The following is a 16744-nucleotide window of genomic DNA, read 5'->3' as shown; positions in this document are numbered from 1 at the left end:
CTGCTATCACGACTCGTTTGAGGGTGTTTATTGGAAATTATGAACACATGCTTGTCTTTTTAATTATCTATCCAGAAAAGCTCTTAAATTCGTTATTCTTCTTTTTTCTTTAAAATTTTACGATTTTGAGCGGTACGTTCTTTTCGCTGAAATATGATAAAAACGCTTTTTCAGTGAAGAATAATTGTAAGCTTAATATTGCAGGGAAATCTGTTAGTTATTATCAAAATTTACACTCTTTACTTCGCTGACTGCTAGAATATTAACATGTTTTAATAGATCATTTGTATCCTGTTTTGGGGTAAATTTTTTGAGTGTGAAGCCGCTTATCCCTTACCTGTGCTGATGTTTAGCGAATTAGGCGAATCAACAAATTTTATTTTTTCTAAAACCTTAACGCTATTTATTGCGTACATAGGGGGAAATGTGTTGTTTAGAATTTTAATTGTTTATAACATGTGTACAACGTCGAATTATTTGCCTCTTTAATCGAATTTTTAGTGAAGACGGACTGTTGTAAAAACCGTTTTCTAAGTCCGTCGTATTTTTGATTTATATAGTTACACCCCAAAAATTGCAACATAAATAGAAGGCTTATGCTTTCAACTACCCCTAGTATATGATAAAAATTACTTCTTTGAAAAGAACGCTATTATACACGCTTGTCTTTTTTTCTTTTTGTACTACATTATTATCTCAAAATCCTGTAACCGGAGCCAATATTGTTGGGACTTTGGCACAAGGGCTACAATATAACCAAGCAAATCCTGCAGGTGTGACTAACACTTACTCATGGGGTCAAAATGGAGATTTTAGAGTCACTTCTGTTGCTTTGGGAGGTGATAATTATTTTTTAAACAATGATTTTACTCAAATCAGTTATAATATTGTTCGTGTAGATGGTAACGGAGGGGTAACAGGAGACCGTTGTGGATTTTTCGTACTTGAAATTGGGAATGATGATTTTAATTACCAGTCAAGTTTCCCTGGAAACTTGGGTGATTGCTCAATGGAAGAAGTGCTACGAGACCCTATTGTAACTAGAGGGGCAAACGATGTTTTTAAAAATGGTACAGCAACCTCTCAAAATATAGAACGAATCGACGCTCTGTATGAACCATTTGTAATTTCACAGGCTGCAAGTCTTCAGAGAGTTGGATTCCTAGCGCCTGAAAAAAACGGTAATAGTAGTTATAGGGCGGCACCTGTCCTTTCGGTGGATGCTGTAACTGGGGAGCCTACATCATTCGGTGCTGTTATTGAAATAGGAGGAGCAGATGCTATAGATGGTACTAATGATTTTGGTGCGGTTTTAGGTCCATTAAACTGGTCATTTCTTGTAAACAGTCCAACAGGTACTGGTAACCCATATAGAGTTGGTGGTAATACAGAATCAGTAGCTATTTCTTTAATAACGTTAGCAGATTTAGGTTACAATGTAGGAGATACAGTGTATGGTATTTCTTTTTTTGATAATAATGTGCCGTTTAATGCAGACTTGTTAGATGTGTCGGATCCTAATGATTTTCCAAATACAGATGGTGGTGGTGCTGATATACATGGGGGCTTAGGAGCAATAGTTACATCACAGGCTATTGTAAATGGTCACGTATATAATGACTTAAATGTAAATGGATTTCAAGATGTTAGTGAACCAAATCTTCCTAATGTAACAATTACAGTAACTGATTCGGCAAATATAGTTCAAGTTATAACAACCGACGCTAACGGCGATTTTTCTGCTTTTGTAGCTGGTGGCGATACAACAATAAACGTTGATGAAAACGATACCGATATTCCAAGTGGATCTGTCTTAATAGAAGGTTTTGGTAATGACGGCAGGACTTATAATACAGTTCCGGGTCAAAATACGTTTACTAGTAATTTTGGTTTTGGTCCTGATCCAGGTCCGCCATCCTCAAGGTCTTGTGATGATGATCCAGTATTTATTACTTCAGCAAACTTTGATGCAAATACGGTAGTTGTAGAGACAGAAGGAGGCACTCCGGGTGTTTTTGATGTCGGAGATGTGTTTAGATTTTCAGATGTAACGGCGGGCCTTGATTGTTTAGTTTCGATTGATGCCTTTGTTAATGGAGCCGGAATTTTAGTGCTTGATGGTGAAGAGGAGAATATTCCTGGTTTCGGTGGTTTTTCAAGAGCTTTCCAGCCCCAAATGGATGGTACGCCAGGAGTAAATGGACAGGAGGTTGTCTTTACAATATCTTATGTACAAGCAGATACGACAATTCCTCAAGCAGTATCGGTATATTTTACAGCATTAGACCTTGATAGTAATACACTTACTGATGTTGAGCGTGTAAAATTTGAGACGCCAGATGTTTATTATACAAATGGAGCAAATTCAACACTTATAGTCGATTCAAGCCCTTCTCAATTAATTGGAATGTCTACAGATGCTGGGATTGTAGGTGGGATTAATACAGATCCTAATTATGCATTTACGGCTTATTATAACTCATTTACCTCTATACAATATACCATTAGTAAGGATGGTTATAATGCAACACCAGGATTTGAAGATAGACAGTTCTCTTTATTGTTTGAAGATATTGCGTACCCTACTGAAGAAGTAAATGTTATTACAAACCCTATAATTTGTGGACAGGTATTTGTAGATGGTGCTCCAGCAGAAGGGGTCACTGTAAATGTTTCGGGAGATTCGACACAAACTGTGACTACAGATGCAAATGGACAATATAGTTTTACAGTGCCTGGCAATGGGAGTTACACTATTACGGAAAGTGATCCTCCAAGTACTGTTTCATTAAGTGATGCTGATGGTGCTAACGACAATATAATAACTGTCGTGATTACTAGGTTTGAATCATCACAAGAAAACGATTTTTTTGATGGAGCAGATACAGATGGTGATGGAGTAATAAATACATTAGATATAGATGATGACAATGACGGTATTCTTGATACTGTAGAGTCTGGTGGTATCGACCCTTCTGCAGATGCAGACGGCGATGGTATTCCAAATTACCAAGACGCAGATTTTTGTACACTTGCAAATGGTGTTTGTGCAAATCTTGATCCAGATGGCGATAGTGTTCCTAACCATTTAGACCTTGATGCAGATGGTGATGGTATTCCGGATAACAATGAAGCACAATCAACATTGGGGTATGTGCCTCCTACAACAAATGCCAATGGCATTCCCAATGTCACGACCAATGGTCTTCCAGTTGCATACAATCCTACTGGAGATGAACTAGGACTTATCCCTGTAAATACAGATGCAGCCTCAGCAAATCCTGGATTACCTGATTATTTAGATACAGATTCAGATAATGATGGTATTCTTGATTCTGCAGAACACGTAGAAGATTTTACACTTTCTGGAAATGATTCTGACGGAGACGGTCTAGACGATGCAGTAGATACTACAAATGCAACAGTTGGCGGTGAGCCTAATTATGCAGATGCTAATGGAATTATAAATAATACTGCAAATCTTAACGATAATGACAGTGACTTGAATAATGGAGGAAATGTTGACTTTAGAGATAGGGTTAATGACATTGATTTCGATAATGATGGAGTAGACGACAATCTTGATGAAGATGATGATAATGACGGGATTTTAGATGTTGTCGAAGGTTTTAAATTTAATGAAGAGCCTGGTGTTGGAACATGTACTGGTAATTCATTCAATTTTGTTGGGACAAATGCATCAACTTACATAAATAATCCTGCAACACCTATAGGTACTCAGGGAGCGCAATATAGATTTTCTAATGTTATTACTTTAGGAGCTCAAACTTTAGATGGAATTGTAACTATAACTAACAAGCCTGCTGGAGTTACAGTATTAAGAATAGATGATCCAAATGGCGTAGATGGAGCTGCGCTTCAGCCAGTATTTCAATATGCTTCTAATGTAAGAGGTAATCTTGCCGTAACATTGACGATACGTTTTGTCGAAAGCGGAACTTTGATTCCATTTAGTGTAGATAGAATAGGTGGTTTTATTCAAGATATCGACAGTAACGGAAACGTTGCTACTAATACCCCTTCAACGGTAAGAGAATTTTATCGTGTTAATAATATTATAGGATATGCGCTAGAAAACCCTTCGAGAGTATTGGCTCAACAATTTGATAATGGAGTTGTTCAGTTTACATCTGATGGAAGTAGAAGCGCGCCTATTGAGCCAGTAGATGTTAATCCAGAATACCGTGTGTTTTTCCAAAAACAAGAAACGGATCAATTCACATTTACTATTGGTGCTATAAAAAATACAAATGCTCAAGTAGATCGTTTCTACAGTTTGAGAATGGATGAGTGTGAATTTGCAGATTTTGCAAATCCAGTTATTGTTTTTATTGATGCTCCTAATACAGATGGAACAGATGGTCCTGACTATCAAGATACAGATGCAGATGATGACGGTTGTAGTGATACTATAGAAGCTGGTTTTGTTGACGCTTTCGCGAAAGCAGACGAAGATGGACAACTAGGAAACTCATCACCAGTAACTGTAGATCCTACTAATGGTCGAGTAATTTCAGATGCGTCAAACGGAGGGGCAGGTTATACAATGCCAAAAGACACTAATGGCGATGGAATTTTTGACTTCCAAGATGCAAATGAAAGTAGTGCTTGTTCATTAGTAAGTATAGGAGATGTGATTATTACGGAAGGAAATACTGGAACAATAACTGCAGATTTCCAAGTGACACTCACAGAGCCTTCATCTACACCAACGGTAATTACTTATTCTATTCAGGATGATACGGCAACTACTGCCGATAACGACTATACAGCACCGGCTACATTATCTATTACAATACCTGCAAACACTCTTACAGGAACTATTAGCATTCCTATCGTGGGAGATACAACTGTAGAGGGTGATGAGACATTTACAGTGACTCTTGAAAGCACTTCAAATGGAATGTTAGATACTGACGATACGGATGGTATAGATAATGTAGGTACAGCAACGATTACTAACGATGATGATACAGTTGTAAGTATTAATAATGTAACAGTAATTGAAGGTGATGCTGGAACTGTGAACGCAGAGTTTACAGTGTCCTTAACAAACCCTGTAGATACAGTAACTACCGTAACTTTCACGGTAACGGATGATAGTGCTGAGAATGTTGGTAACAGTCTTGAAGGAGGTAATGATTATGAAGTGCCTACTACATTAACAGTAACTATACCTGCTGGAGAAACAGAAGGAACGGTAACGATCATTGTAAATGGAGATGAGACTGTTGAGGCAGATGAAGATTTCTTAGTAACCTTAACGGCTACAGACAATGGAACAATCACCACTACAGTTGGTGAAAATATAGGAACTGGAACAATAACGAATGATGATGCTACGGTAGTAAGTATTGGTGATGTAACAGTAACAGAAGGAGCAGATGGAACTACGGTTGTAGCAGAATTCCCTGTAACCTTAAGTGCAGCAGCAGATACTGATACGGTAGTAACCTTTACCGTTGCAGATGGAACAGGAACGATAGGTGATGCAGATTATGTAGCACCAACAGTACTAACAGTCACAATTCCTGCTGGTGAGACTACTGCGGTATTCCCGGTAACAGTAAATGGAGATGATGTTGTAGAATCAGATGAAGATTTTGAAGTAACAATCACAAATACTACCAATGGAACGATTGATCCTTTAGCAACCACAGCAACTGGAACAATAACGAATGATGATGCTACGGTAGTAAGTATTGGTGATGTAACAGTAACAGAAGGAGCAGATGGAACTACGGTTGTAGCAGAATTCCCTGTAACCTTAAGTGCAGCAGCAGATACAGATACGGTAGTAACCTTTACCGTTGCAGATGGAACAGGAACGATAGGTGATGCAGATTATGTAGCACCAACAGTACTAACAGTCACAATTCCTGCTGGTGAGACTACTGCGGTATTCCCGGTAACAGTAAATGGTGATGATGTTGTAGAATCAGATGAAGATTTTGAAGTAACAATCACAAATACTACCAATGGAACGATTGATCCTTTAGCAACCACAGCAACTGGAACAATAACGAATGATGATGCTACGGTAGTAAGTATTGGTGATGTAACAGTAACAGAAGGAGCAGATGGAACTACGGTTGTAGCAGAATTCCCTGTAACCTTAAGTGCAGCAGCAGATACAGATACGGTAGTAACCTTTACCGTTGCAGATGGAACAGGAACGATAGGTGATGCAGATTATGTAGCACCAACAGTACTAACAGTCACAATCCCTGCTGGTGAGACTACTGCGGTATTCCCGGTAACAGTAAATGGAGATGATGTTGTAGAATCAGATGAAGATTTTGAAGTAACAATCACAAATACTACCAATGGAACGATTGATCCTTTAGCAACCACAGCAACAGGAACAATAACGAATGATGATGCTACGGTAGTAAGTATCGGCGATGTAACAGTAACAGAAGGAGCAGATGGAACTACGGTTGTAGCAGAATTCCCTGTAACCTTAAGTGCAGCAGCAGATACAGATACGGTAGTAACCTTTACCGTTGCAGATGGAACAGGAACGATAGGTGATGCAGATTATGTAGCACCAACAGTACTAACAGTCACAATTCCTGCTGGTGAGACTACTGCGGTATTCCCAGTGACAGTAAATGGAGATGATGTTGTAGAATCAGATGAAGATTTTGAAGTAACAATCACAAATACTACCAATGGAACGATTGATCCTTTAGCAACCACAGCAACAGGAACAATAACGAATGATGATGCTACGGTAGTAAGTATCGGCGATGTAACGGTAACAGAAGGAGCAGACGGAACTACGGTTGTAGCAGAATTCCCTGTAACCTTAAGTGCAGCAGCAGATACAGATACGGTAGTAACCTTTACCGTTGCAGATGGAACAGGAACGATAGGTGATGCAGATTATGTAGCACCAACAGTACTAACAGTCACAATTCCTGCTGGTGAGACTACTGCGGTATTCCCAGTGACAGTAAATGGAGATGATGTTGTAGAATCAGATGAAGATTTTGAAGTAACAATCACAAATACTACCAATGGAACGATTGATCCTTTAGCAACCACAGCAACAGGAACAATAACGAATGATGATGCTACGGTAGTAAGTATCGGCGATGTAACGGTAACAGAAGGAGCAGACGGAACTACGGTTGTAGCAGAATTCCCTGTAACCTTAAGTGCAGCAGCAGATACAGATACGGTAGTAACCTTTACCGTTGCAGATGGAACAGGAACGATAGGTGATGCAGATTATGTAGCACCAACAGTACTAACAGTCACAATTCCTGCTGGTGAGACTACTGCGGTATTCCCGGTAACAGTAAATGGTGATGATGTTGTAGAATCAGATGAAGATTTTGAAGTAACAATCACAAATACTACCAATGGAACGATTGATCCTTTAGCAACCACAGCAACTGGAACAATAACGAATGATGATGCTACGGTAGTAAGTATTGGTGATGTAACAGTAACAGAAGGAGCAGATGGAACTACGGTTGTAGCTGAATTCCCTGTAACCTTAAGTGCAGCAGCAGATACAGATACGGTAGTAACCTTTACCGTTGCAGATGGAACAGGAACGATAGGTGATGCAGATTATGTAGCACCAACAGTACTAACAGTCACAATCCCTGCTGGTGAGACTACTGCGGTATTCCCGGTAACAGTAAATGGAGATGATGTTGTAGAATCAGATGAAGATTTTGAAGTAACAATCACAAATACTACCAATGGAACGATTGATCCTTTAGCAACCACAGCAACAGGAACAATAACGAATGATGATGCTACGGTAGTAAGTATCGGCGATGTAACGGTAACAGAAGGAGCAGACGGAACTACGGTTGTAGCAGAATTCCCTGTAACCTTAAGTGCAGCAGCAGATACTGATACGGTAGTAACCTTTACCGTTGCAGATGGAACAGGAACGATAGGTGATGCAGATTATGTAGCACCAACAGTACTAACAGTCACAATTCCTGCTGGTGAGACTACTGCGGTATTCCCGGTAACAGTAAATGGTGATGATGTTGTAGAATCAGATGAAGATTTTGAAGTAACAATCACAAATACTACCAATGGAACGATTGATCCTTTAGCAACCACAGCAACTGGAACAATAACGAATGATGATGCTACGGTAGTAAGTATTGGTGATGTAACAGTAACAGAAGGAGCAGATGGAACTACGGTTGTAGCAGAATTCCCTGTAACCTTAAGTGCAGCAGCAGATACAGATACGGTAGTAACCTTTACCGTTGCAGATGGAACAGGAACGATAGGTGATGCAGATTATGTAGCACCAACAGTACTAACAGTCACAATCCCTGCTGGTGAGACTACTGCGGTATTCCCGGTAACAGTAAATGGAGATGATGTTGTAGAATCAGATGAAGATTTTGAAGTAACAATCACAAATACTACCAATGGAACGATTGATCCTTTAGCAACCACAGCAACAGGAACAATAACGAATGATGATGCTACGGTAGTAAGTATCGGCGATGTAACAGTAACAGAAGGAGCAGATGGAACTACGGTTGTAGCAGAATTCCCTGTAACCTTAAGTGCAGCAGCAGATACTGATACGGTAGTAACCTTTACCGTTGCAGATGGAACAGGAACGATAGGTGATGCAGATTATGTAGCACCAACAGTACTAACAGTCACAATTCCTGCTGGTGAGACTACTGCGGTATTCCCAGTGACAGTAAATGGAGATGATGTTGTAGAATCAGATGAAGATTTTGAAGTAACAATCACAAATACTACCAATGGAACGATTGATCCTTTAGCAACCACAGCAACAGGAACAATAACGAATGATGATGCTACGGTAGTAAGTATCGGCGATGTAACGGTAACAGAAGGAGCAGACGGAACTACGGTTGTAGCAGAATTCCCTGTAACCTTAAGTGCAGCAGCAGATACTGATACGGTAGTAACCTTTACCGTTGCAGATGGAACAGGAACGATAGGTGATGCAGATTATGTAGCACCAACAGTACTAACAGTCACAATTCCTGCTGGTGAGACTACTGCGGTATTCCCGGTAACAGTAAATGGTGATGATGTTGTAGAATCAGATGAAGATTTTGAAGTAACAATCACAAATACTACCAATGGAACGATTGATCCTTTAGCAACCACAGCAACTGGAACAATAACGAATGATGATGCTACGGTAGTAAGTATTGGTGATGTAACAGTAACAGAAGGAGCAGATGGAACTACGGTTGTAGCAGAATTCCCTGTAACCTTAAGTGCAGCAGCAGATACAGATACGGTAGTAACCTTTACCGTTGCAGATGGAACAGGAACGATAGGTGATGCAGATTATGTAGCACCAACAGTACTAACAGTCACAATCCCTGCTGGTGAGACTACTGCGGTATTCCCGGTAACAGTAAATGGTGATGATGTTGTAGAATCAGATGAAGATTTTGAAGTAACAATCACAAATACTACCAATGGAACGATTGATCCTTTAGCAACCACAGCAACAGGAACAATAACGAATGATGATGCTACGGTAGTAAGTATCGGCGATGTAACAGTAACAGAAGGAGCAGATGGCACTACGGTTGTAGCAGAATTCCCTGTAACCTTAAGTGCAGCAGCAGATACAGATACGGTAGTAACCTTTACCGTTGCAGATGGAACAGGAACGATAGGTGATGCAGATTATGTAGCACCAACAGTACTAACAGTCACAATTCCTGCTGGTGAGACTACTGCGGTATTCCCAGTGACAGTAAATGGAGATGATGTTGTAGAATCAGATGAAGATTTTGAAGTAACAATCACAAATACTACCAATGGAACGATTGATCCTTTAGCAACCACAGCAACAGGAACAATAACGAATGATGATGCTACGGTAGTAAGTATCGGCGATGTAACGGTAACAGAAGGAGCAGACGGAACTACGGTTGTAGCAGAATTCCCTGTAACCTTAAGTGCAGCAGCAGATACTGATACGGTAGTAACCTTTACCGTTGCAGATGGAACAGGAACGATAGGTGATGCAGATTATGTAGCACCAACAGTACTAACAGTCACAATCCCTGCTGGTGAGACTACTGCGGTATTCCCGGTAACAGTAAATGGAGATGATGTTGTAGAATCAGATGAAGATTTTGAAGTAACAATCACAAATACTACCAATGGAACGATTGATCCTTTAGCAACCACAGCAACAGGAACAATAACGAATGATGATGCTACGGTAGTAAGTATTGGTGATGTAACAGTAACAGAAGGAGCAGATGGAACTACGGTTGTAGCTGAATTCCCTGTAACCTTAAGTGCAGCAGCAGATACAGATACGGTAGTAACCTTTACCGTTGCAGATGGAACAGGAACGATAGGTGATGCAGATTATGTAGCACCAACAGTACTAACAGTCACAATCCCTGCTGGTGAGACTACTGCGGTATTCCCGGTAACAGTAAATGGAGATGATGTTGTAGAATCAGATGAAGATTTTGAAGTAACAATCACAAATACTACCAATGGAACGATTGATCCTTTAGCAACCACAGCAACAGGAACAATAACGAATGATGATGCTACGGTAGTAAGTATCGGCGATGTAACGGTAACAGAAGGAGCAGACGGAACTACGGTTGTAGCTGAATTCCCTGTAACCTTAAGTGCAGCAGCAGATACTGATACGGTAGTAACCTTTACCGTTGCAGATGGAACAGGAACGATAGGTGATGCAGATTATGTAGCACCAACAGTACTAACAGTCACAATTCCTGCTGGTGAGACTACTGCGGTATTCCCGGTAACAGTAAATGGAGATGATGTTGTAGAATCAGATGAAGATTTTGAAGTAACAATCACAAATACTACCAATGGAACGATTGATCCTTTAGCAACCACAGCAACAGGAACAATAACGAATGATGATGCTACGGTAGTAAGTATCGGCGATGTAACAGTAACAGAAGGAGCAGATGGAACTACGGTTGTAGCTGAATTCCCTGTAACCTTAAGTGCAGCAGCAGATACTGATACGGTAGTAACCTTTACCGTTGCAGATGGAACAGGAACGATAGGTGATGCAGATTATGTAGCACCAACAGTACTAACAGTCACAATTCCTGCTGGTGAGACTACTGCGGTATTCCCGGTAACAGTAAATGGTGATGATGTTGTAGAATCAGATGAAGATTTTGAAGTAACAATCACAAATACTACCAATGGAACGATTGATCCTTTAGCAACCACAGCAACAGGAACAATAACGAATGATGATGCTACGGTAGTAAGTATCGGCGATGTAACAGTAACAGAAGGAGCAGATGGCACTACGGTTGTAGCTGAATTCCCTGTAACCTTAAGTGCAGCAGCAGATACTGATACGGTAGTAACCTTTACCGTTGCAGATGGAACAGGAACGATAGGTGATGCAGATTATGTAGCACCAACAGTACTAACAGTCACAATTCCTGCTGGTGAGACTACTGCGGTATTCCCAGTGACAGTAAATGGAGATGATGTTGTAGAATCAGATGAAGATTTTGAAGTAACAATCACAAATACTACCAATGGAACGATTGATCCTTTAGCAACCACAGCAACAGGAACAATAACGAATGATGATGCTACGGTAGTAAGTATCGGCGATGTAACAGTAACAGAAGGAGCAGATGGAACTACGGTTATAGCTGAATTCCCTGTAACCTTAAGTGCAGCAGCAGATACTGATACGGTAGTAACCTTTACCGTTGCAGATGGAACAGGAACGATAGGTGATGCAGATTATGTAGCACCAACAGTACTAACAGTCACAATCCCTGCTGGTGAGACTACTGCGGTATTCCCAGTAACAGTAAATGGGGATGATGTTGTAGAATCAGATGAAGATTTTGAAGTAACAATCACAAATACTACCAATGGAACGATTGATCCTTTAGCAACCACAGCAACTGGAACAATAACGAATGATGATGCTACGGTAGTAAGTATTGGTGATGTAACAGTAACAGAAGGAGCAGATGGAACTACGGTTGTAGCAGAATTCCCTGTAACCTTAAGTGCAGCAGCAGATACTGATACGGTAGTAACCTTTACCGTTGCAGATGGAACAGGAACGATAGGTGATGCAGATTATGTAGCACCAACAGTACTAACAGTCACAATCCCTGCTGGTGAGACTACTGCGGTATTCCCGGTAACAGTAAATGGAGATGATGTTGTAGAATCAGATGAAGATTTTGAAGTAACAATCACAAATACTACCAATGGAACGATTGATCCTTTAGCAACCACAGCAACAGGAACAATAACGAATGATGATGCTACGGTAGTAAGTATCGGCGATGTAACAGTAACAGAAGGAGCAGATGGAACTACGGTTGTAGCAGAATTCCCTGTAACCTTAAGTGCAGCAGCAGATACAGATACGGTAGTAACCTTTACCGTTGCAGATGGAACAGGAACGATAGGTGATGCAGATTATGTAGCACCAACAGTACTAACAGTCACAATTCCTGCTGGTGAGACTACTGCGGTATTCCCAGTGACAGTAAATGGAGATGATGTTGTAGAATCAGATGAAGATTTTGAAGTAACAATCACAAATACTACCAATGGAACGATTGATCCTTTAGCAACCACAGCAACAGGAACAATAACGAATGATGATGCTACGGTAGTAAGTATCGGCGATGTAACGGTAACAGAAGGAGCAGACGGAACTACGGTTGTAGCTGAATTCCCTGTAACCTTAAGTGCAGCAGCAGATACTGATACGGTAGTAACCTTTACCGTTGCAGATGGAACAGGAACGATAGGTGATGCAGATTATGTAGCACCAACAGTACTAACAGTCACAATTCCTGCTGGTGAGACTACTGCGGTATTCCCAGTAACAGTAAATGGGGATGATGTTGTAGAATCAGATGAAGATTTTGAAGTAACAATCACAAATACTACCAATGGAACGATTGATCCTTTAGCAACCACAGCAACAGGAACAATAACGAATGATGATGCTACAACGGTGACTATCGAAGATGTGATTGTAGATGAAGGAGCCGGAACGGTAACTATTCCTGTAACGTTGAGTAACCCAAGTGATGAGGATACTGTTATCGAGATTGTAACTACGACTGGTACTGCTGGAGAAGATGATTACACAGAGACTATTGTAACGGTAACGATTCCTGCTGGAGAGACTACTGGTGAAGTTGTGATTCCTATTACGGATGATATGCTTGATGAGGATGATGAGACATTCACAGTAGATGGTACGGTAACAAGTGGCAACACTGATAATACAGATCCAAGTGGTACGGTAACCATTACAGATAATGATGGTGCACCAACGGTGACTATCGAAGATGTGATTGTAGATGAAGGAGCTGGAACGGTAACTATTCCTGTAACGTTGAGTAACCCAAGTGATGAGGATACTGTTATCGAGATTGTAACTACGACTGGTACTGCTGGAGAAGATGATTATACTGAGACTATTGTAACGGTAACGATTCCTGCTGGAGAGACTACTGGTGAAGTTGTGATTCCTATTACGGATGATATGCTTGATGAGGATGATGAGACATTCACAGTAGATGGTACGGTAACAAGTGGTAACACTGATAATACAGATCCAAGTGGAACAGTAACCATTACAGATAACGATGGTGCACCAACGGTGACTATCGAAGATGTGATTGTGGATGAAGGAGCTGGAACGGTAACTATTCCTGTAACGTTGAGTAACCCAAGTAATGAGGATACTGTTATCGAGATTGTAACTACGACTGGTACTGCTGGAGAAGATGATTATACTGAGACTATTGTAACGGTAACGATTCCTGCTGGAGAGACTACTGGTGAAGTTGTGATTCCTATTACGGATGATATGCTTGATGAGGATGATGAGACATTCACAGTAGATGGTACGGTAACAAGTGGTAACACTGATAATACAGATCCAAGTGGAACAGTAACCATTACAGATAACGATGGTGCACCAACGGTGACTATCGAAGATGTGATTGTAGATGAAGGAGCTGGAACGGTAACTATTCCTGTAACGTTGAGTAACCCAAGTGATGAGGATACAGTGATCGAGATTGTAACTACGACTGGTACTGCTAACGAGGATGATTATACTGAGACTATTGTAACGGTAACGATTCCTGCTGGAGAGACTACTGGTGAAGTTGTGATTCCTATTACGGATGATATGCTTGATGAGGATGATGAGACATTCACAGTAGATGGAACCGTAACAAGTGGTAACACTGATAATACAGATCCAAGTGGAACGGTAACCATTACAGATAACGATGGTGCACCAACGGTGACTATCGAAGATGTGATTGTAGATGAAGGAGCCGGAACGGTAACTATTCCTGTAACGTTGAGTAACCCAAGTGATGAGGATACTGTTATCGAGATTGTAACTACGACTGGTACTGCTGGAGAAGATGATTATACTGAGACTATTGTAACGGTAACGATTCCTGCTGGAGAGACTACTGGTGAAGTTGTGATTCCTATTACGGATGATATGCTTGATGAGGATGATGAGACATTCACAGTAGATGGAACAGTAACAAGTGGCAACACTGATAATACAGATCTAAGTGGAACGGTAACTATTACGGATAACGATGGTGCGCCAACGGTGACTATCGAAGATGTGATTGTGGATGAAGGAGCTGGAACGGTAACTATTCCTGTAACGTTGAGTAACCCAAGTGATGAGGATACTGTTATCGAGATTGTAACTACGACTGGTACTGCTGGAGAAGATGATTATACTGAGACTATTGTAACGGTAACGATTCCTGCTGGAGAGACTACTGGTGAAGTTGTGATTACTATTACGGATGATATGCTTGATGAGGATGATGAGACATTCACAGTAGATGGTACGGTAACAAGTGGTAACACTGATAATACAGATCCAAGTGGAACGGTAACTATTACGGATAACGATGGTGCGCCAACGGTGACTATCGAAGATGTGATTGTGGATGAAGGAGCTGGAACGGTAACTATTCCTGTAACGTTGAGTAACCCAAGTGATGAGGATACAGTGATCGAGATTGTAACTACGACTGGTACTGCTGGAGAAGATGATTATACTGAGACTATTGTAACGGTAACGATTCCTGCTGGAGAGACTACTGGTGAAGTTGTGATTACTATTACGGATGATATGCTTGATGAGGATGATGAGACATTCACAGTAGATGGTACGGTAACAAGTGGTAACACTGATAATACAGATCCAAGTGGAACGGTAACTATTACGGATAACGATGGTGCGCCAACGGTGACTATCGAAGATGTGATTGTGGATGAAGGAGCTGGAACGGTAACTATTCCTGTAACGTTGAGTAACCCAAGTGATGAGGATACAGTGATCGAGATTGTAACTACGACTGGTACTGCTGGAGAAGATGATTACATAGAGACTATTGTAACGGTAACGATTCCTGCTGGAGAGACTACTGGTGAAGTTGTGATTCCTATTACGGATGATATGCTTGATGAGGAAGATGAGACATTCACAGTAGAAGGAACCGTAACAAGTGGCAACACTGATAATACAGATCCAAGTGGAACGGTAACAATTACAGACAACGATGCTCCTGTTACAAATCCAAATCTAGATCTAGTTAAAGTGGGCGTGGTAAATGACTTAAATGGCAATGATGTAATTGATGCTGGTGATACTATAACTTACACTTTAACAATCACAAATAATGGAAACGAAGAACTTACTAATGTTATCGTTGTAGATCCATTAATCATTATCAATGAAGGTCCAGTTGCGGTACTAGCAATAAGTGAGAGTGCCACATTTACTGGAACATATATAATTACTCAAAATGATATTGAAGCCGGAGGAATTGTAAACGTTGCAATTGCAGAAGGAACCGATCAAGCGGGTAATACAATTACAGATCAATCTGATGATCCAACTGACACAACAAACGTTGATGTAGACGGGGATGGAGATTTTGAAGATCCTACAGTGACTATCTTAGATCAATCTCCTGATATTATGATCACTAAGAATGGTGTATATCAAGATTTCAACCAAGATGGCTTTGCAAATGCAGGTGATCAAATTCTTTATACCTTTAATGTTATTAATACAGGTAATGTGATTTTAAATGATGTTGTAGTAACAGATGAGATGGTAGACGTGATTGGTGATCCGGTAAGTCTTCTTCCAGGAGAATCAGTTACATTTACGGCTGTGTACATTATAACTCAACAAGATGTAGATAATGGTGAAGTTGTAAATACTGCATTAGCGATTGGATTAACTGATAGTGGTCTAGAGATCTCAGATGTCTCTGATGATGTTACAGACACCACAAGTGATGATGATCCCACCGTTACAGTATTAAGTCAAAATTCAGGACTTATCTTCAATAATGGTATTTCAATGAACGGAGATGGACGTAACGATTCATTTAGAATACAAGGAATTGAGAACTTCCCAGAAAATAGACTGAGAATCTTTAATAGATGGGGTGTAGAAGTGTATGAGGCTGAAGGATATGGGTCTGATGGCAAAGCCTTTATAGGGTTGTCAGAGGGTAGAACTACAATAACTCAAGATAAATTCTTGCCAGTTGGAACTTATTATTGGATATTAGAGTACGTTAATTCAGTAGGAGAGACTATTAATAATTCTGGATATCTGTACCTAACTAGATAATAATTTTAAATCGTTGGGTGTATTAAACAT

The 16744-nt window shown here is 40.4% G+C and carries 1 protein-coding gene; it reads left to right on the top strand.

All coding sequences use genetic code 11. From position 1 onward, the window contains the following. Nucleotides 1-637: 637 nt before the first annotated feature. Nucleotides 638-16714 (top strand): Calx-beta domain-containing protein, encoded by a 16077-nt coding sequence (locus JM84_RS01235; RefSeq protein WP_186439090.1) that lies wholly within the window; start codon nt 638-640, stop codon nt 16712-16714. Nucleotides 16715-16744: the final 30 nt, after the last annotated feature.

This window comes from Dokdonia sp. Hel_I_63 (assembly GCF_007827285.1).
Classification (GTDB): Bacteria; Bacteroidota; Bacteroidia; order Flavobacteriales; family Flavobacteriaceae; genus Dokdonia.
The sequence above is the reverse complement of the archived record's forward strand: the minus strand, read 5'-3'. Positions and strand labels throughout refer to the sequence as shown.